The following is a 20,791-nucleotide window of genomic DNA, read 5'->3' as shown; positions in this document are numbered from 1 at the left end:
TCAGCACCTCCGAAGAGATCTGTTACCCCTCGACTTGCATGTGTTAAGCCTGCCGCTAGCGTTCATCCTGAGCCAGGATCAAACTCTTCGTTGTATTTAAACTTTGTATATCTTGACCCTGACTGTCGACATCACGTTCGACTCATTACCTCAAAATTTCAAAGAACTTATTTGTATCTTGAATGTTCTTTCCAGAAAACGGACTGCAAAGATATAAATTGTTTTTGCGATTTTCAAAATCCTCGTTACAATTTTTTTGTCTTTCTTTATCAATCCCTCTCTAAAAAGAACTCCCATTATTGCGGAGTGCAAATATAGAGTAGTTTTTTTAATACACAACTAAAACCCGGAAAAAATTCAACTTTTTTAATCCTGTGATTTTCGACTTGCTGTCTATATCATTATCAGCCTGTTTATTAATAAACTCAACATTCATTTGATCTCACCTTTATAACATTTTTCCCGATTTGGCTGTTTATTTTTCTAAAACAGCTATTATATTTAGTAATTTCATTGCTTAAACCAGTATAACAATGATCTATGTAAAAGATTTGGTTATCAGGGCGATTGAATTTGCAGCCCTACGTCATAGCGGACAAACAAGGAAAGGAAACGAAAAAACTCCTTATATCAACCATCCCATAAAGGTGGTCTCTTTGCTGCTTGATTTTCATGAACATGACTCCGACCTTTTATCGGCTGCTGCTCTGCATGATGTGATAGAGGATACTGCAAGGGAAGATCGGGAAATACAGCAACTAGAAAAAATTATTGGTCGAAAATTCGGAAATAAAGTATTGAGCATCATATGGGAAGTTACGGATAACAAGCAATTACCCTTTCAGGAAAGAAAACAAAAACAAATTCAGGATACACCCCACCTAAGCCAGGAAGCCAAAAAGATTAAAATTGCCGATAAAATCTGCAACATTACTGACTTAAAGGAAGCCCCTCCCGTTGGATGGACAAGAGAGAGAAAAAATTCGTACATCGAATGGGCAACAAAAGTAATTGAAGGAGCCAAAGGAGTAAACAATGAGTTGGAAGCATACTTCGCAAAGATCAGCAGGGAAGCGTATAAAGCGATCAATTCATCTAATTCCAGGCATGAAAAATAAAGAAAAAGCTTAATATGAAAATTTTATATCATTAACAGAAAATCATATGCATATACCCGTAGAAAAAGTAGCCGCCATACATGATTTGTCAGGTTTCGGCAGGGCATCCCTTACAGTAATAATACCCATTCTCTCACGAATGGGCATCCAGGTATGTCCGCTTCCTACTGCAGTATTATCCACACACAGCAAATATTCGGAATTTTATTTTGTGGATCTGACTGAACATATGCCCCCGGTAATAGAGCACTGGAAGAAGCTGGACCTGGAGTTTAGCGCCATATACAGTGGTTTTTTAGGCTCACACAGACAAATAGAGATCGTAAAGCACTTTATCGATACATTTCATAGAGAGGAGCAACTGGTGGTCATTGATCCGGTAATGGGAGATGACGGAAAAATTTATACACCATTGAGCCAGAATCATGTAAAAGAAATGCGCTCTTTAATAGAGAAAGCCAATGTAATCACTCCCAATCTGACAGAAGCCGCTTTACTGCTAAATAAAAAATTCCCCAGCCGTGTCACAAACAATCAAATCAAGGACTGGATCCTTGAATTATCAGAAAAAGGTCCGCAAATTGTAATTGTAACAAGTGTTCCTGAATCCAGACAAAAGAACATCACCTCGGTGATTGCTTATAACAAAAAAGATCAACGCTTCTGGAAAGTATCAGTGAACTACTTACCTGCCAATTATCCCGGTACTGGTGATGCCTTTGCCAGTGTGGTCACAGGTTCATTACTGCAGGGAGACAGCCTGCCCATTGCATTGGACCGGGCTGTAAGGTTCACTTCAATGGGAGTTCGTGCAACATTTGGCTATGACTACAATACCGACCAGGGAATTTTGCTGGAAAGAATACTGGATACCCTTGTTGCTCCTGTACAGACCAGCAGTTACGAAATATTCTAATCCCAACAAGATGAGCAATTCTGATATTCAAATGGCAATCACTGATCTGGATGGCACCCTTTTCAACGATCAACAGGAGACTGCCCGGGAGGATCTGAATACACTTAAGAAACTGGCAAACCAAAACATTGTCCGCGTGGTGGCCACCGGCAGAAATCTCTATTCTGCCCTCAATCGGCTTAAACCCAACTTTCCTATTGATTATCTGATCTTTTCCTCAGGAGCAGGAATCTATGATTGGAAAACTAAAAGATTGATCCATTCTAACTACCTTCCGAAAGAAAAAGTGGAAGATATTGCCCTTATACTCATAAATTCCGGAATTAATTTTATGATTCATGAATTGATACCGGAAAATCATAAATTCGTCTATTATAGGAGCAATACCTATAATCCTGACTTTGAAAGAAGGTTCCAGCTTTACAAAGATTTTGCAGAGCCATTGTATCCAAATACCGAAACTTACCAGCATTCCTGCCAGATCATAGCCATCACCAATAAAAAGGCCGACCTGCACGACCTTTTAGATCAAGAAATTCAGGGAGTAAAAATCATCCGGGCCACCAGTCCGCTAGACGGAGTTTCCATATGGATCGAAGTTTTCCCGGAGGGTGTTTCCAAAGGACATGGGGTGGAGTGGTTATGCCGTTACACCGAAGTAGATCCCTCCAAAACGCTTGGCATCGGAAATGATTACAATGACCTTGACCTGCTGAACTTCACCGCATGGAGCTATGTCGTAGATAACGCCCCTGAAGATCTTAAAAAATTTTATCCTACCTGTCGAAGCAACGAACAATGTGGCTTTACAGATGCCGTTAAACAAACCATTGCCATTGACTGAATGTTACTTGTAAAATGCTTCGTGGCCGGGGTAATAAAGCTTCTTATCAACCACTTCTTCAGGATAAACAAAATATCTTAAAAAAATAATATCAACCCGTGAACATTATCAAATAATAATTGTCCTAAAATAGTAAAGATTTTCAATTAAGAATTATTATCAATTGAGGTGAGTTATGAGTCAAATAGAAAACATAAGGGATAAGCTGGCAGAAAGCGGATTGAAGATTACCCCACAAAGGATGGCAGTGTATGAAGCTTTGTTGAATATCAATGATCATCCTACTGCTGACATGATTAAAGAGTACGTAAGCAAAACAAACCCGTCGATATCCCTAGGGACGGTTTATAAAACGCTGGAAGCATTTGGGGAGAAAGGTTTAATCACTAAAGTTAAAACAGAAAACGATATCATGCGCTACGATCCCATAATTGAAAAACATCATCATTTATACGACCAAAAAACAGGTAACATTTATGATTATTATGATGATGAACTAAATCAATTAATAATTAATCATCTAAATAAGAAAAAAATAAAAAATTTCAAAGTAGAAGATATTAAGCTAAACATCATAGGAGAATCGAATGAAGTGAAAATAAAGTGAGTGTAGGGCCTAAAAGTTAAAAGCTATGCAGGAACAACAATATAATTATAGATAAAACAAAGAATAAACAGGGAGTTGAAAAACCCATTCGGATGTATTCAGCTTTGAACACCTAATAAATCAAATTATTAATTTTTAAAAACACAATGATTATGGAACAAAAAGAAGCAACAAGCAGTTTTCCACTGATTGGGGATAAATTCCCCGAAATGACCGTACAAACAACGGAAGGTAAGATTAACCTTCCCAATGATTACAAAGGCAAGTGGCTTGTACTTTTCAGTCACCCGGCAGACTTTACTCCTGTTTGTACAACAGAATTCGTAGCCTTTGCAAAGAGAAAGGATCAATTTGACCAGCTCAATACCGAGCTCCTCGGTTTGTCCATCGATCAGGTATTCTCTCATATCAAATGGGATGAATGGATTGAGGAAAACATTGATGTAAAAATCAATTTTCCGATCATTGCCGATTCCAATGGAGATATTTCTAAGAAAATCGGGATGATCCATCCGGGCAAAGGATCCCAAACGGTAAGGGCTGTATTTATTATTGATCCGAAAGGCGTTATTAGGCTGATCCTTTACTATCCACAGGAAATCGGAAGAAACATGGACGAAATTGTAAGAGTTATCAAAGCCCTTCAGGTTTCTGACGAAAAAGGTGTCGCTGTACCGGCTAACTGGCCTGATAATGAATTGATAAAAGACAGGGTGATTGTGCCACCCCCATCAGATAAGAAAAGTGCCAAAAAGCGTCTTGAAGAATACGATTGCTATGACTGGTGGTTCTGCCACAAGGAAAATAAGTAATCCGGAAGTCTTTTACAAAACATTAAAATACCCTGCTCGTTATACGGGCAGGGTATTTTATTTCCGCATCGGATATTGAAGAAAAGTAAAAAATAAATGGGTTTCAAAGGATGGCCGGAAACAACAGTAAAAAGAAATAACGGAGAGAAAGTTAATGCAAAAGCTCCGGTTATCATTTCCGCCAGCCGGTCAACTGACATCCCGGCTTTTTACAGCAAGTGGTTTTTCAATCGGCTCAAAAAAGGCCATTTAAAATGGTTCAATCCATTTAACGGCAAACCTCAATACATATCATTTCAAAATACACGGGTTATCGTTTTCTGGAGTAAAAACCCGCTGCCGGTTATCCCTTATTTGCATATTCTGGACAAAAAAGGAATCAACTATTATTTTCTATTCACATTGAACGACTATGAACGTGAAGGTCTGGAGCCCAATGTACCTCCGCTCAGTGAAAGAATAAACACTTTTAAGGAGCTTTCACGCAGAATCGGGAAGGAAAAGGTAATCTGGAGATATGATCCGCTTATGCTCCCGCCCGGAATGAATGTGGATCAACTTCTTTCAAGAATCAAATACATTGGTAATACTTTACATTCATATACTGAAAAACTTGTTATCAGCTTTGTTCAGATCCTCCGTTATAAAAAGGTCCGTTCAAAGCTTCTTAATGAATCCGCCCTCTTTGACAAGGAAAATCTGCTTCAATCGGAATTCAGCTATCAACAGAAAATTGAACTGGCTGAAAAACTTCAAAGACTGAACAGAAGGTGGAACCTTGAAATAGCTGATTGTGCAGGGGAAGCAAACCTGGAATCATATGGTGTCAGGCCCAATAAATGCATCGATGACATGCTGATGAAAAGACTATTCAACAATGACAGGGTTTTGATACATTTTCTCCATACAGGAAAATTGCCAAAAGGAAACCAGGCAAGATTATTCACGGAATATCCTGAAAACTCACCCTCACTTAAGGATAAGGGACAACGATCAGCCTGCAAGTGTATCTACAGTAAGGATGTGGGAATGTATAACACCTGCCCGCACATTTGTCTTTATTGTTATGCCAATATTTCTGCGCACAAGGTCAATCATAACCATTCCAGGCACGACCCGTCCAATGAAGGCATTATACAATAAAGAAGGAGGTCGGATATAAGGAAATAATCAATCTATGCATAAAAAAATGCTGTCGTAGTAGTCTCAATTCTTTTTATTTGCTTTGGTCGGAGGTCTCAACTGAGCCTCAAAAGCATAATAATCGGAGATCTACCCGGCAGCATTAAATCTTTAAAAAAGCCCAAAGGCTTATAGCATCTTTTTAATTAAGAACGTACATTTAAAAATTGTTATTGTTTAATTTGGACAAGCCAAAACGGAAACACATTAAATTCCTTGAAAGCATCCTGTTTGATTTTGGCTTATCCAAATCAGGTAATCAGTTTATATCCCTTCCCGTGCACATTCAAAATCTGGACAGACTCATCCTCCTTCAGATATTTTCTGAGCTTGGTAATATATACATCCATACTTCGTGCATTAAAATAGCTATCGTCCTCCCAGATGGTACGGAGGGCATAATTTCTGTCAAGCATGCGGTTTTTGTTGTTGCACAAGAGTCTAAGCAGCTCAGATTCCTTGGTGGTCAATTTCCGGGATTTTCCATCTATTGAAAGTACTTGTTTATTGGCATCGAACTGATATCTTCCGATCTGGTAAATATCCCGGTTTTTCTCGCTTTCCTCTTCAGGTGAAGTTCTGCGCAAGATCGCCTTAATCCGGTACAGCAATTCTTCCATACTAAAGGGCTTGGTGATATAATCATCTGCTCCTAAGCTGAATCCTTCAAGCACATCATCCTGAAGCGTTTTGGCAGTGAGAAAAATAAAAGGAGTGGTATTTTTTAATTTTCGGATTTCCCTGGCCAAGGTGAAACCATCCATTTTAGGCATCATAATATCAATAATGCACAGATCAAAATCTTCTTCCCTGAATGCTTCAAAAGCACGCTCCCCGTCCGGATAAAGACGGGTGTCATATTCTTTGGCATTCAGATATTCTTTTAATAGCCTGCCTAAATTTTCATCGTCTTCGGCAAGCAAAATCTTAATTGTTTCTTTCTCCATTCTTACCTTTATTATTTGGAATAATTATTTCGAACCTACTGCCTTTTTTATACTCACTATTTAATCTGATACTGCCGTTATGCTCTTCCACCATTTTTTTAACATAGTTCAAACCCAAACCAAACCCTTTCACATCATGTATGTTACCTGTAGGCACCCTGTAAAACTGATCAAAAATCTTTTTCTGATCTTTTTTCTTAATCCCCATACCGTTGTCTTCAACAGCAACAAGAACAGAATGGTCTATATCCCGGGTTTCAACTTTTATTTCGGGCTTTCCGTTACTATATTTGACTGCATTGTCCAATAAATTGTACATTACATTGGTGAAATGCACTTCGTCTACTTCAACTTTTGGATTGCTGGCATTCAACTCCTTATCAATTTCTCCTTCTTGTTCTTTTACTTGAAGATAAAAACTTTTCACTACATTTTCAATAACCTCATGTAAATCCAACTCTTTGGGTTTTATTTTAATTTTTCCACTGTTGAATACAGCGGTTTTCAGAACTTTCTCCACCTGAAGGCTCAGGCGCGTAGTTTCATCATCGATAATTTTCGAAATACTGCCCATGTTTTTGGAGGATTCGGGGATAGACTGATCCTTCAGCATTTGGGTAGCGAGAGAAATTGTAGAGATTGGGGTCTTCAGCTCGTGGGTCATATTGTTCACAAAATCATTCTTAACTTTTGATAAACGTTTCTGCTTGAACATAATATGAGTAGTAATGGCGAATCCAAGGATGACTATAAAGGAAAGTATCACGGAAATAATAGTCATGTTACCGGTTGACTTGAAAATATATCCTTTGCGGTCGTGAAAATATAATTTCAGAAAATTATCCCGGGATATAACGTCATTGGGAAAAAGTTTGCTACTATAAACCTCCAACTCCTTACCAGGCTGATAATCATCAGTTTTGAACAAAGTACTGTCCTGCTTATCTACTACTGCAAATTCATAATCCAACTTTATACCCTTATTCCTCAATTCTTCCCTTATAATGGTATCGAGCTTACGTTTATCAACTCTATTCTCGATCCCTACATCCACCTGAACCAGCTTATTGACTATATTCTCCACAAACACCTTTTTTTCAGAAAGGTCGGTTTTCAATTCGTTTTCAAGCCGCTGCCTGAACGTCTCTTTCAGAGTCTCCGAGATTTTGTATTTTTTCTCATTAGACTCAAGAGAAAAGGGTTCCTGAGGGGAAAGATTAAAATAGGTATTGAAATCAATGGAATCTACGTTACTGACCTTGAAAATTTCTCTGTCAAGGTTATATTGATTGAAGCCGTATTTATTCTGTTTGGTTTTGGTTAAACTGTAATTAATAACGGTATTGTCTCCCTCTTCTTTTTGTTCATAAGGCTTCACTTCATTGGTAATTTGATATACAATCTCCTCCTTTTCCAATTGCTCAACTAAATTGCTCAGGGTATTATTGATGAGTTGATCAAAGTGCTGTTCATTAATCCGAATAGCATCCCTGATCCAATATCCCTGAACTATGAAAAGTCCGATTAATGTGGCTGATAAAGCAAAAGTAACCAGCCAAATGGTTTTTGTACTCATAACAATGCAAAGTTATGCATCAAAATCGTCAAAATAATATTATTTAACAAGCTTTAACATTACTTTTAACGAGTTAACTCAACATAAATGTATGTTTGCAACCGGGTTTTTCATAGACATAAATTTTAGGGTTTAATTTATGGGTTAGTAAGGAAAGGGGAATAATTCCCTTTCCTTCTTTTTTTATTTAGGGACCAACACGCTTTAATGGCTCCAGTCTTTTTGATCCAATTCCAGTAAAGCATTTTGCAACAATCCTATACTGCTTTCTATATCGTCCTTATGAACTGATTCAATCACCTGGTGAATGTGTCGGGTGGGTATAGAAACTGCACCTGCTATGGAACCGGATTTAGTCATTCGTTGTACCATTGCCGTATCCGTTCCTCCTTTAGCCATTACTTCAGGCTGCCATTTGATGTTATGGCGACCTGCAACTTCTTTCATATATTCAACCATTCTATAATCAGCAATGGCTGTAGAATCGAGTATTTTTACAGCCACTCCCTCACCGAGCCTGGTTACTTGCTCATGAGACTGGGCTCCTGGAACATCATAAGCAATGGTTGTATCAATGGCAAAGCCAAAGTCGGGTTCTATTTGCTGAGTGGCAACCTGGGCGCCCCGAATCCCAACTTCCTCCTGTACGGTAAATACAGCATAGGTATCATACGGGAGTGTTTGCTCTTTTAGCGCTTTCAGAGTTTCAATCAATACATAGACGGAAATTCGGTTGTCCAGAGACTTTCCATTAACGCAATCCCCCATTTCAATTAACTCCCTTTCACGGGTAATGGGGTCTCCAACATGTACATACTTCTGTACTTCCTCCTTTTTCATCCCGAGGTCAATAAAGAAATCTTCCGTCTTAACCATCTTTTTCTTTTCTTCCTCGCTCATCATATGTATGGGCTTTGTACCCATCACCCCAACCAAATCCTTTTTACCATGCACAATAACCCGCTGGGAAGTTAAGGTTTTGGGATCAAATCCCCCTAATGGCACAAACCGTATAAAACCTTGATCATCGATATGATTTACTATAAAACCAATTTCATCCATATGGGCAGCCAACATGATCTTTTTATCATCCCTGCCCTTTCTGAAAGCAACCACATTGCCCATATTATCAACCGAACATTCATCCACAAGCTTTTCTGCTTCCTGAAAGATCAAACTCCTTATATGTTTTTCAAATCCCGGTGCCCCTGGTGTTTTAGAGATCTTTTTTAACAATTCGAACTGAATATTGCTCATAATATTTACCTTTTTAAAAGATTAATGTTTTTTTGTGCTTCTCACGAAGATTTTCCAACTTAAAAGCCATAATTACAAAATCTATCTTTCTTATTTCCTTTATCATTGAGGACAAATCTTCCTCATCCATCCCGCCTTCTACTTTCAATAAAAAATCAATATTCTTCATATCCGGGAATAAAAATCCCTGGGAATTTTTATTGGCAATTAGAAAATACCGGATTGTTTGGGTACCGCCCTCATAACTATATGTTGTAAATTGCCGGGTGGAACCGGATTTTTTATCCTCTACAAAAAGGTCCTGACCTTTTTGTAGACGCAGGTTAAGCTGCTCATTCAAAGCCCATGAAAGCCTGTAATCATTCTGATGGGAGGCAATACAAACGATTTGGAAATCTTCGGGATAAAAATTTTGAAGTTTATGTACCTTCTTCTTTTTCATAAAAAATGGTTGAAAAGGTAAAATTACTAAGAATGAACGTAAATAAGAAGGGAAAACGTCAAAATTCTATATAATGATTGAACGCCTCTTTAGCTGCTTTTTGTTGCGCTTCTTTTTTGGAAGAACCTTTTCCGGAACCCAGAATTTTGTCATTTACCTTTACATTGGAAACAAATACAGGTTGATGGGCATTTTCCACCGGATTTTCAAAGTCTTCAAATATCAATTCTACGCGGTTCTTCTGACTCCATTCAATCAACTGACTTTTATAATCGAAAGTAGAATATTCAAACTTTTTAATATCAATATGGGGTCTGATGATATGTTTGAGGATGTATTTTCTGGTTCTGTTAAAGCCGGCGTCCAGAAAAATGGCTCCGATAACCGCCTCAAGAGCATTGCCCAGAATATTGCCGCTAAGGCTCTCATCAATATTCGAGTCTATAATTGCTTCCAAACCCATATTTTCCGCTATTCTGTTGAGTGTTTCCCGGCTAACCATTCTGGCCCTCATTTTGGTCAGAAAACCTTCATTTTTCATGGGATAATGGCGGTAAAGCATTTCGGCAACAATTGCATTCAATAAAGCATCTCCCAGATATTCAAGGCGCTCGTTGTTCTCCTGGTCATGGCTGTCCTCCTTATAAATGGCTGATTTATGAGTAAGGGCAAGTTTAAACAGGCCAATGTTTCTTGGCCTGTATTTCAGAACTGTTTTTAGAGTACGGTTAAAACCGTTTTGTTCAGTAAAATATTTTCTAAGAAAAGCTACAGGATTCAAATCAATCAGTAAATTTACTTACAACAACCGAAGCATTATGCCCGCCAAAGCCAAAGGTATTGCTTATAGCTATATCTACCTTCCTTTCCTGTGCTTCGTTAAAAGTATAGTTGATTTTATTATCAATTTCCGGATCATCTTCACGATGGTTGATTGTAGGAGGCACCATATTTTTGTTGATGGCACAAACAGAAGCAATCAGTTCAACAGCTCCTGCTGCTCCCAGTAAGTGCCCGGTCATTGATTTTGTAGCACTTATATTCATATCATAAGAGTGGTCACCAAAAACCTCCTTGATGCCTTTAATTTCGGCTCCATCCCCGATTGGTGTGGCAGTTCCATGAACATTAATGTAATCAACTTTTTCGGGGTTTAAAGCTGCATCACTTAACGCATTGATCATAACATGCCTTGCACCTTTACCTTCAGGGTGAGGTGCAGCCAGGTGATGCGCATCGGCAGACATTCCCCCTCCCAACACTTCAGCATAGATATTTGCTCCACGCTTTTTGGCATGTTCCAATTCTTCAAGGATCAGGGCTCCTCCACCCTCTCCCATAACGAATCCGTCCCGGGTTTTATCATAAGGTCTGGAAGCCGTTTTATATTCCTCATTATTCACTGAAATGGCTTGCATTGCATTAAAGCCACCCATTCCAGCCTCATTAATGGCGGCTTCGGAACCACCTGTTATAAAAGCCTCGGCTTTGCCCAAACGAATATAATTCATGGCATCAATAATAGCATGGGAAGCGGAAGCGCATGCGGAAACGGTGCCGTAATTGGGACCGGTTAAACCATACTTTATTGAAATATGACCTGCTGCAATATCCGAAATCATCTTAGGAATAAAAAACGGGCTAAACCGAGGAGTTCCGTCACCTTCGATAAAGCCCTTTACTTCATTGAGGAAAGTATTGATTCCTCCAATTCCTGAACCCCAGATCACTCCCATCCTGTTCTTATCAATTGCCTCCAGGTCAATTCCTGAGTTCTCCATCGATTCTTTTACAGAAACCAGAGCATATTGGGTATACAGATCCAGCTTCCTCAGTTCTTTTCTGTCAAAGTGATCTCTGGGATTAAAATTTTTTACCTCACAAGCAAACTTTGTTTTAAATTTTGACGGATCGAAATGGGTTATCCAGTCGGAGCCACTAACCCCATTAAACAAATTGTTACAATACTCCTCAAGATTATTACCAATAGGGGTAATTGCGCCAATTCCGGTTATTACAACACGTCTGAATGCCATAAGAATACAAAATTTAAAACAAGTTTATAAATTATCATTGCGCGTTTTCTTCAATATACTTCACCGCTTCTCCAACAGTACTGATATTTTCTGCCTGATCATCAGGAATTGAAATATTAAACTCTTTTTCAAATTCCATGATCAACTCTACAGTGTCTAGAGAATCAGCACCTAAATCATTTGTGAAGCTGGCCTCATTAGTAACTTCATTTTCTTCTACGCCCAACTTATCTACAATGATTGCCTTTACGCGAGATGCAATATCTTCTGCCATAATTTTTAAGTTTTAGTTATTAATTTTTATATTTAACAGTGCAAAGAAATATAATTCCCTTTCATATAACAAAAAAAAATTTAAAATTTTTTCCCGAAAAGTAATATTTTCATTATTAAAACATCATTCCATAGGGAATTGGATGAATTTCGATATTTTTGTACCGTAAAATAAACGGACAAGTGTTATGAAAAAGATCGCTATATTTGCTTCCGGTTCAGGCTCAAATGCCGAAAACATCGCCCGGTATTTTGAAAACCACAAACATATCAAAGTGGATTTAATTCTGTCAAACAAAAAAAACGCCTATGTATTAGAAAGAGCGAAGAAACTCAATATAGCCTCCTATGTCTTCTCCAAAGATGAACTATACAATACCAATAAAATCAAAGATCTTTTGTTATACAAAAACATCGACCTAATTGTTTTAGCCGGTTTTCTACTTTTGATTCCAAAACATTTAATCAATGCTTTTCCCAACCGGATCATCAATATTCATCCTGCTTTACTGCCTAAATACGGAGGCAAGGGAATGTATGGAGACCGGGTGCACCAAAAAGTTCTTGAAAACCAAGATAAAGAGAGTGGGATTACCATTCATTATGTTAATGAACATTACGATGAGGGACAAATCATTCACCAGTCAAAGTTTACAGTAAAACCGGATGATCGTGTTGAGGACATTGCCCAAAAAGCTCATGAGTTGGAATATAAGTATTATCCCAGGGTAATAGAACAACTGCTGAGCAAATAAATTCAAGATCCATTATCAAGCTTTTTCAGGCATTTTTCTTTGATTTTACGGAACGAATCCCTGTTGCTTTCCTTAATGGGGTCAACAGGGGGAGCTTCCACCTCTAACGGATTAACAGCACGGCCGTTCTTCCAAAAACGGAAGTCCAGGTGCGGACCGGTGGCGTACCCTGTACTTCCTACATATCCTATGGTTTCTCCCTGCTTTACCTCCACGCCTTGGTTCATTCCATTGGCGTAGCCGGAAAGATGATTATAGCCAGAAACATAAATGCTGTTGTGTCGAATCTTTAAATAATATCCCGCTCCCCTGGTATAACCCTTATCAATAACCACTCCATCGCCGATGGCATGTACCGGGGTACCGGTGGGAGCTGCATAGTCTACTCCCCTGTGTGGCCGGCGGTAATTCAGGATTGGATGCAAACGGCTATGAGAATATCCGGAACTGATCCTTGAAAATCTCAAGGGTGCTTTCAAAAATTCCCTTCTCAAACTATTTCCTTCCAGATCATAAAAATCCCGGATGTTATCCTGAACAAAAGGGATGGCATAATAAACCTCATCATCATGGACAAAACGCGCTGTTCCAATTCTATGAATGCCCACCGAAGTGCTATCGACGTATTCTTCCTCATAGATCACCTTAAAATGATCCCCTTTTTTAAGATTGAAAAAGTTTATGGACCAGGCATAAATCTCTGATAACCGGAGCGCAAGAATTGGTTGTATGTCATTCCTATCCAGGGTTTTCCATAATGAAGTTTCAATAGTTCCTGTACTCGTTCTTGTGACCAAACGAGTCTCTTTCTTTGACTTTTCTACACCAATTCTATCACCCAAACTGATCTTTACGTATTCTTTCGGGGTATGTTCATATACAAAATAGCGCACCGCCTGAGCACTGTCCTCCTCCGGAAAATAAAAATAGTAGGTATTGCCTGCCTTAAACTTTGTTACATCGAATACCTTGTCAATCTCCTGCGCTATCTCATGTATTTTATGATTTCTCAGATCGTAATGTCTCAGAATACCCGCCAGAGTCTGATTTCGACGTATGCGGCCTGTTTCTGTCCGAAATGAATCCAGAACAATACCAAATTCCTTGTCCGGATTCAAATCCAAAATATTCTGGTCTATATTCTTTTTGAATACCGGCCTCGGCCTTTCATTATGATCATTTGTAAGCAGCAATATAAATACCAAAGGAACGATAATAAGAAGGGACCCAACAGTGAAAATATTTTTATATGCCATTTCTTCCCCGGCTTATACCACCACGTTAATGATCTTGTTGGGCACGAATATGATCTTTTGGGGTTTCTTGCCATTGAGCCACTTTTGTGCTTTTTCATGATTCAATATAATCTCCTCTACCTGCTCCTGATCGATATCCACTGGTAAATCGAGTTTAAAACGCATTTTACCGTTAAATGAAACGGGATAAGTAATTGTGGACTCTTTCAAATATTCTTCATTATACTCAGGTATGCCGGCATCCACAACACTACCTTCCCGGCCATCCCGTTGCCATAATTCTTCGGTCATATGGGGAGCAAAAGGAGCCAATAGCCGTAAAACAGGGAACAATATCTTTCGCTTATTTAAGTTGGCAGGCAATTCGTTTAAACAAATCATCATAGCACTTATGGCCGTATTAAAGGAAAAATTATCCACATCCTCCCTTACCTTTTTTATGGTTTTATGAAGTGTTTTAAGTTCATCTTTTGTGGGCTCTTCATCGCTTAAGTTAAAATTGCCCTGATCATCATGAAACATTCTCCATAATCTTCTCAGGAACTTGTATACCCCGTCAATACCATTGGTATCCCAAGGTTTTGACATGTCAATAGGACCGAGGAACATCTCATACATCCGCAATGTATCCGCTCCATAGTTTTCAATGATATCATCCGGATTTACCACATTATAAAGCGATTTAGACATTTTTTCAATAGCTACTCCGCAAATATATTTTCCATCTTCCAGAATGAATTCTGCATCCTTAAACTCCGGATTCCACTGCCGAAAAGCCTCAATATCCAGTACATCATTATCTACAATATTCACATCTACATGAAGCGGAGTTACATCATACTGATCTTTAAGGTTAAAGGAAACAAACGTATTGGTTCCTTTAATCCGGTAAACAAAGTTTGAACGACCCTGGATCATCCCTTGGTTGATCAGTTTTTTAAAAGGCTCATCTTCACATATCCATCCGATATCATAGAGAAACTTGTTCCAGAAACGCGAATAAATCAGATGGCCGGTAGCATGCTCCGTTCCTCCCACATAAAGATCAACATCTCTCCAGTAATCATTGGCTTCTCTGGATACCAAGGCCTCATCATTATGAGGGTCCATAAAGCGAAGGAAATATGCCGACGATCCGGCAAAGCCAGGCATGGTACTTAATTCAAGCGGATAGCCCTCCTCGGTTTCCCAATTCTTAGCTCGGGCCAGGGGTGGTTTGCCATCCTTTGTCGGTTTATAGGCGTCTACCTCGGGGAGTTCCAGCGGAAGCTTACTTTTGTCTAAGGGATAGGGCATTTCATCTTTGTAATATATAGGGAATGGTTCACCCCAATATCTTTGCCGGCTGAATATTGCATCCCGTAACCTGTAGTTAACTTTTTTCCTTCCGATGCCGTGTTTTTCCATTTCTTCTATAATCTTGGGGATGGCATCTTTTGCTTTCATACCATTGATGAATCTGGAATTGATCACCTCACCTTCCAGGGAATCATATGCTTTTTCCTGAGGATCACCCCCCTTAATTACAGGTACTATAGGGAGGTCAAAATGTGTGGCAAAATCATGGTCACGTTGGTCATGGGCTGGAACTGCCATAATGGCCCCGGTACCGTAACCGATCAATACATAATCGCTTACCCAGATAGGCAACCGCTCACCGGTAAAAGGATGCAAGGCATAACTGCCTGTAAATTCACCGCTAACAGACTGTGTATCGGTAACCCGATCTCTTTCGGGACGTGAAGTTGCCTGCTCCACATATTCATTGACTTTATTTTTGTACTGATCCAGCGTTAGTTCCTCCACCAGTTCGCTCTCAGGTGCAAGTACCATAAATGTTACTCCGAACAATGTATCGGGCCTGGTGGTGAACACATTGATCCTGGTATCGGAATGCTCTACATCGAACCAAATATCAGCTCCTTCCGATCTTCCAATCCAGTTTCTCTGAATTTCTTTCAGCGACTCAGTCCAGTCCACCTTCTCAAGACCATCGAGTAAACGATCGGCATAAGCCGTAACACGAAGCGACCACTGTTTCATTTTCTTCTGAATCACCGGATATCCACCCCTTACCGATACACCATCCTTGACTTCATCATTGGCAAGCACGGTTCCCAAATCCGGACACCAGTTTACCAATGAATCTGCCAGGTATGCAATCCGGTAATTGAGCAATATCTGTTGTTGTTCCTTTTCCGACATGCTGTTCCATTCTTCTGCCGTAAAAGGTTTCGTTTCGTTACAGCTCGCCTCTACATTCCCATTTCCCTCGCGGCTAAATATATCTTTAAGCTTTTCAATGGATTCGGCTTTGTTGGTTTTCTTATTGTACCAATGTTCGAACATCTCCAGAAAAGCCCATTGGGTCCATTTATAATATTTGGGATCACAAGTTCGGATCTCTCGATCCCAGTCATAAGAAAATCCTATCTTTGTAAGCTGGTCCTTATAGCGTTTGATGTTTTGCTCGGTGGTTTTGGCAGGATGCTGACCCGTTTGAATGGCATATTGTTCGGCAGGCAGCCCAAAAGCATCGTATCCCATGGGATGCAATACATTATAACCTTCCATTCTTTTATACCGGGCAAAAATATCCGATGCAATATATCCCAGGGGATGGCCAACATGTAATCCGGCACCCGAAGGATAAGGAAACATATCCAACACATAATATTTTGGCTTACTATGATCTACATCAACCTTGTAAATCATGTTCTCTTCCCAGTATTTTTGCCATTTCTTTTCTATTTCATAAAAGCTATATTCCATAAGTCAAAACATTTTGTGGCTTCATCAAACTGCGAAAATAGAAAAATCTCTCTAATCGTGGAAACAACCCCGGGATTTAATTAACAAATTTCCCGGGATTCTGTCTATAAATTGAATCAAAACACGAATATATATGGTTCTAATTTTATTCATTAAGCATTTGATTTTGTTCTGATTTCATTTTAAATTTAACCTCCTAAAATTGTATTTTTTTATGCAAGAAAACATAAAGATCAAAACAAACAAACAAAACGGGCTTTTTGATATCACCTCGGAAGTGGAGGCCATCGTCAAAAAGAGCAACGTACAGCAAGGCATTGCTTCAGTTTATGTACATGGCGCTACCGCCGGCATCATGATTCAGGAAAGCTGGGACCAGTCGGTACAGAATGATGTAGTCAATCTGCTCAGGAAGCTGATACCTTCAGGAGTATGGGAACATGATGCGCAGGATAACAATGGAGATGCCCATCTGAAATCAGGACTGGTGGGTCCCGGAGAAACGATCCCAATCATTGAAGGTAAACTGGGGCTTAGTACATGGCAAAATATATTTGTATGTGAATTTGATGGCCCCCGGAGTGTCAGGAATATTGTAGTTACCATCACGGAAGCCTGAATGGTTCCATCTGTTTCATAGCATAAACAGAAAGAAGAAAATAAAAAATATTCCGGGTATAAAACCGGAATATTTTTTATTTTTGTTAGTAAGTTAAATAACCGAATTGATACCAGGAGGCACCTATGGCAACAATCGATCTTTCCTTAACCAACCTGAATGAACTTTTTCCTGAGGATTTCTCCGAGGAGCAGATGGCCAAAGCCAAGACGATCTTTTTAAAGGAGCTTTCCTTACAGGCACATAAGTTTTACGGAGGGAAGCTGCAAACTCTGCCCAAGGCAGGCCTTTACGGCTTCAACTGGTTCAATATATGGTATACACCAGGTGTTTCAAACATTTCCACGACCATACGGGATAACAACAATTCCTCTTTTGATCTCTCTAACCGGGGAAACTTGGTAGCCGTGGTATCCGATTCAACCAGGGTTCTGGGAGACGGTGATGTAACTCCACCCGGGGGTCTCGGGGTGATGGAAGGAAAAGCCTATCTCATGAAATATCTTGCCGGAATAGATGCCGTCCCCCTATGTATGAACAGTTACAATAAAAAAGGGGAGCACGATCCGGGTAAGATCATTGATTTTGTCAATATGCTTGAACCCAGTTTCGGTGTGGTCAACCTGGAAGATATATCCCAGCCAAACTGTTATAAGGTGCTCGATACACTGAGAGAATCATGCGATATCCCTGTATGGCATGATGATGCGCAGGGCACAGGATCGGTAACGGTAGCAGGATTGATCAATGCACTAAGGATCGTAGAAAAAAATCTCAAGGATATAAAAATTGTATTGTTCGGCGCCGGGGCCTCCAATGCCACCATTGCCCGACTGCTGCTTCAGTCAGGGGCCGACCCGGAGAAAATGATCCTGTTCGATTCAAAAGGGCCACTTCATAAGAAACGGGAAGATATTAAAGCCGATCACCGGTTTTACAGAAAATGGGAACTTTGTCAAAAAACCAACCCCGGCAAAGTAAAAGATATGGAAAGCGCCATGAAAGATGCAGACGTATTGATTGCTTTGAGCAAACCGGGGCCGGATGTAATCAAACCCGACTGGATACGCTCAATGGGAAGTAAACCCATTGTATTTGCGTGTGCCAATCCCGTTCCCGAGATTTATCCTTATGCTGCGAAGGAAGCCGGCGCCTACATCACGGCTACCGGACGGGGAGATTTTGCCAATCAGGTGAACAATTCGCTGGGGTTCCCGGGAATTCTGAAAGGAGCGTTGCTTGTGCGCGCAAGAAGTATTACCGATAACATGGCTATTGCAGCATCTTATTCCATGGCAAATTATGCCGAAAAGAAAGGCATCAACCCCGAGTACATCATGCCCAAAATGGACGAAACGGACATGTTTGCCTTTGAGGCGGCGGATGTTGCCATGCAGGCCATCAAAGACGGCGTGGCGAGAGTAGAAAGTGACTGGGACACCATTTATAACAGAACCCTTGAAGATATTGGCCATACAAGACATACCATTGACATGATGATGGACAAGAACTTTATCAAGAAACCCGACCGATCCATGTTGGAAGATGCCTTAAAAAAGGCTGTTGATCAGGTAAAATAAACCCGCTTTAAAAATCCTCAAATAAAGATAGAGAGGGCTGTTTTTACAGAGCCCTCTCAGCTTCTTGGACCAAATCGCTATTCATTCCTTAACAAACCGGTAACTCAACTTGGCCCCGTTTTCCAGGTACAACCTAACAATATAAACCCCAGGTGATAAATCGGCAATCGAAAACGATTCTCTGTTTTTCCCGATATGTAAATCAACCTCTTTGCTTTTAACTGTTGTCCCAAAAGTGTTAACCACAGACAGACGCGCTTTTTGTGCCTCGTTTGATGAATATTGCACATGAATCCTCTCCTCTGCAGGTATGGGGTATATTTTCAGTTCTCCGGATTTATTTTGAGGCAATGAATCATTGATATCGGTATAAACATCTGAAAAAACCGAACAACCATACTGATTGATGACCTCAACTCTATATTCACCTCCTTCGGTGGCAATGTAAATGCTATCGGTAGCGCCTTCAATAGGACCATACTCGTCATGCCACTGAATGCTATCCCCTTCGTTTTCAACACTCAGTGTGTCTCCATTGACCTCAATTCCGGGTTTTGGAGGTAATGGATCAACAATAACGGCAGCTTTTCTGGTGGTTTGATAGATACCATTAACAGTAAGCCGAACAGTTTTTTCTCCGGGATAAGTGTAATAGATGGTATGTGGACCAGGGCCGTCTAAATAGCGTGGAGAAGCTCCGTAGCCAAAATCCCAGGAATAACTGTAATCTTCATCAGTATCTCCATCCATCATAAAATAAAGAAAATCCTCTTCACACAGCGTGTCATTACTTACCACAAATTTCGGGGTGAAAGCATTGGTATCCCGGGAAATGTTTACCGCATCCAGGGCAATTCCTCCCCCGTTGCGGCCGACACCCTCAAATGCAAGCCGGTATTTTGAGGTCGGACGTGGGAGATAAACCGTATCGGCCCGCCAGCCTGTAACGGCATTCCGATAGCTTTTGATCAAATGCCAGCTTAAAGTGTCCGCGTAACGAATATAAAGGTTCAGATGGTCCGCATTTCCATTGTTTTCCGGTATAGCCATGAAATAGCTGAGGAGAATATACTTTTCCCGATTCAGGTCAATGGCCGGAGTGATCATTTTGGCGGAATCCTTTTCCTGGCCTTCAAAAGCCAGATTATACTGACCTTCCGCTGCAGTATCAGGCAAGCCGCCGGGAGCTCCCTGCGTTATACTCCAGTTGCTTTTGTCATCATAATTATGCTCGTACCATCCTTCAGGCAGGGTATCTGATGTGAAACTTTCTGTAAACGGAAGGAGTTTCGTATCCAACGCAACAAATGGTACCTCTTGCGTATATTCGGAATAATTTGAGTTATTCAAACGGGCTCTGACTTTATATCGATACAGGGAATCCTGTATTACGTCTCCATCCGAAAAACGGGTGTTGGAAGAAGTATCTAAAAGCTCGTCGTTTCTATAAATTTCGTACTCCTGTACTTCTTCATGATTTAACGGAGGATTCCAGGATAACCTATTACTTTGATTTTCATAATACACTTTCAAGTGGGAAGGAATGCTGTCATAAGGAAGGTATCCATTCAACCTTGTGAAACCTGTACTGTCGAAATCAAGCCATGCTTTGAGCTGATGCTCCTTAATTCCGAAATCATCCCATGACCGGTCGAACCTGGCAAAATAGTCGTTGACAGGATCCTCGCAAGTAGCCTCTCCCCCGCTGAGATCTCCTATGATCCTTTTGTTCTGATTGAACAGAGGGGATCCGGAAGAACCGGATTCAGTAGTTCCAACATCCCATTCCTTTACCCGCC

19 protein-coding genes and 1 rRNA gene are annotated in these 20,791 nt (G+C 40.1%); 9 read left to right on the top strand and 11 right to left on the bottom strand.

Annotated features, from left to right (window positions below):
- A 16S ribosomal RNA gene (locus KGY70_06530) occupies nt 1–94 on the bottom strand; the annotation flags it as partial.
- Between the two features lie 439 nt (nt 95–533).
- Between KGY70_06530 and KGY70_06525 the strand changes: the two genes are divergently transcribed.
- The 6 genes from KGY70_06525 (at nt 534) to KGY70_06500 (ending at nt 5,440) form a co-directional block, all read left to right on the top strand.
- The gene (locus tag KGY70_06525) at nt 534–1,118 is read left to right on the top strand and encodes a bifunctional (p)ppGpp synthetase/guanosine-3',5'-bis(diphosphate) 3'-pyrophosphohydrolase (protein MBS3774821.1); all 585 of its coding nucleotides are present in this window, start codon (nt 534–536) and stop codon (nt 1,116–1,118) included.
- 46 nt (nt 1,119–1,164) lie between these two features.
- A complete protein-coding gene (locus tag KGY70_06520) occupies nt 1,165–2,034 on the top strand; it encodes a pyridoxamine kinase (protein ID MBS3774820.1) in 870 nt (289 codons plus the stop codon).
- Between the two features lie 10 nt (nt 2,035–2,044).
- The gene (locus KGY70_06515; GenBank protein MBS3774819.1) at nt 2,045–2,878 is read left to right on the top strand and encodes an HAD family phosphatase; all 834 of its coding nucleotides are present in this window, start codon (nt 2,045–2,047) and stop codon (nt 2,876–2,878) included.
- A 175-nt stretch (nt 2,879–3,053) separates the two neighbouring features.
- Complete coding sequence (locus KGY70_06510; GenBank protein MBS3774818.1) at nt 3,054–3,485, top strand: transcriptional repressor; 432 nt, start codon at nt 3,054–3,056, stop codon at nt 3,483–3,485.
- Between the two features lie 146 nt (nt 3,486–3,631).
- Nucleotides 3,632–4,297 (top strand): peroxiredoxin, encoded by a 666-nt coding sequence (locus KGY70_06505; protein ID MBS3774817.1) that lies wholly within the window; start codon nt 3,632–3,634, stop codon nt 4,295–4,297.
- 96 nt (nt 4,298–4,393) lie between these two features.
- Entirely contained in the window at nt 4,394–5,440 is a 1,047-nt protein-coding gene (locus tag KGY70_06500; GenBank protein MBS3774816.1) for a DUF1848 domain-containing protein, read from the top strand.
- A gap of 290 nt (nt 5,441–5,730) precedes the next feature.
- Here the strand turns inward: KGY70_06500 and KGY70_06495 are convergent, their stop codons facing one another.
- The 7 genes from KGY70_06495 to KGY70_06465 form a co-directional block, all read right to left on the bottom strand.
- Nucleotides 5,731–6,426 (bottom strand): response regulator transcription factor, encoded by a 696-nt coding sequence (locus tag KGY70_06495; GenBank protein MBS3774815.1) that lies wholly within the window; start codon nt 6,424–6,426, stop codon nt 5,731–5,733.
- Nucleotides 6,407–8,002, bottom strand: coding sequence for a HAMP domain-containing histidine kinase (locus tag KGY70_06490; protein ID MBS3774814.1), 1,596 nt, complete (start codon nt 8,000–8,002; stop codon nt 6,407–6,409). The genes KGY70_06495 and KGY70_06490 overlap by 20 nt, the downstream gene beginning before the upstream one ends.
- A gap of 204 nt (nt 8,003–8,206) precedes the next feature.
- Nucleotides 8,207–9,259, bottom strand: a complete 1,053-nt coding sequence (locus tag KGY70_06485; protein ID MBS3774813.1) for a M42 family metallopeptidase — start codon at nt 9,257–9,259, stop codon at nt 8,207–8,209.
- A 13-nt stretch (nt 9,260–9,272) separates the two neighbouring features.
- Nucleotides 9,273–9,701, bottom strand: coding sequence for an IPExxxVDY family protein (locus KGY70_06480; protein ID MBS3774812.1), 429 nt, complete (start codon nt 9,699–9,701; stop codon nt 9,273–9,275).
- A 58-nt stretch (nt 9,702–9,759) separates the two neighbouring features.
- Complete coding sequence (gene rnc, locus KGY70_06475) at nt 9,760–10,482, bottom strand: ribonuclease III (protein MBS3774811.1); 723 nt, start codon at nt 10,480–10,482, stop codon at nt 9,760–9,762.
- 1 nt (nt 10,483) lies between these two features.
- A complete protein-coding gene (fabF, locus tag KGY70_06470; protein ID MBS3774810.1) occupies nt 10,484–11,737 on the bottom strand; it encodes a beta-ketoacyl-ACP synthase II in 1,254 nt (417 codons plus the stop codon).
- A 34-nt stretch (nt 11,738–11,771) separates the two neighbouring features.
- Nucleotides 11,772–12,011: an acyl carrier protein gene (locus KGY70_06465; protein MBS3774809.1), complete on the bottom strand. Its 240-nt coding sequence runs from the start codon at nt 12,009–12,011 to the stop codon at nt 11,772–11,774.
- A 187-nt stretch (nt 12,012–12,198) separates the two neighbouring features.
- On the opposite strand from KGY70_06465, the gene purN reads away from it, so the two are divergent.
- A complete protein-coding gene (purN, locus tag KGY70_06460) occupies nt 12,199–12,765 on the top strand; it encodes a phosphoribosylglycinamide formyltransferase (GenBank protein MBS3774808.1) in 567 nt (188 codons plus the stop codon).
- Between the two features lie 2 nt (nt 12,766–12,767).
- Here the strand turns inward: purN and KGY70_06455 are convergent, their stop codons facing one another.
- Entirely contained in the window at nt 12,768–14,021 is a 1,254-nt protein-coding gene (locus KGY70_06455; GenBank protein ID MBS3774807.1) for a peptidoglycan DD-metalloendopeptidase family protein, read from the bottom strand.
- A 12-nt stretch (nt 14,022–14,033) separates the two neighbouring features.
- Nucleotides 14,034–16,793 (bottom strand): leucine--tRNA ligase, encoded by a 2,760-nt coding sequence (gene leuS, locus KGY70_06450; protein ID MBS3774806.1) that lies wholly within the window; start codon nt 16,791–16,793, stop codon nt 14,034–14,036.
- 214 nt (nt 16,794–17,007) lie between these two features.
- Here leuS and KGY70_06445 point away from each other — a divergent pair, with 214 nt between their 5' ends.
- Entirely contained in the window at nt 17,008–17,412 is a 405-nt protein-coding gene (locus KGY70_06445; GenBank protein MBS3774805.1) for a secondary thiamine-phosphate synthase enzyme YjbQ, read from the top strand.
- A gap of 125 nt (nt 17,413–17,537) precedes the next feature.
- Nucleotides 17,538–18,992: an NADP-dependent malic enzyme gene (locus KGY70_06440; GenBank protein ID MBS3774804.1), complete on the top strand. Its 1,455-nt coding sequence runs from the start codon at nt 17,538–17,540 to the stop codon at nt 18,990–18,992.
- An 81-nt stretch (nt 18,993–19,073) separates the two neighbouring features.
- Here KGY70_06440 and KGY70_06435 read toward each other — a convergent pair.
- Nucleotides 19,074–20,791, bottom strand: a 1,718-nt coding sequence (locus KGY70_06435; protein MBS3774803.1) for a T9SS type A sorting domain-containing protein, incomplete at its 5' end; no start/stop codon positions are given.

This window comes from Bacteroidales bacterium (assembly GCA_018334875.1).
Lineage (GTDB): Bacteria > Bacteroidota > Bacteroidia > Bacteroidales > UBA12077 > JAGXLC01.
This window is presented reverse-complemented; position numbering and strand designations above follow the sequence as displayed.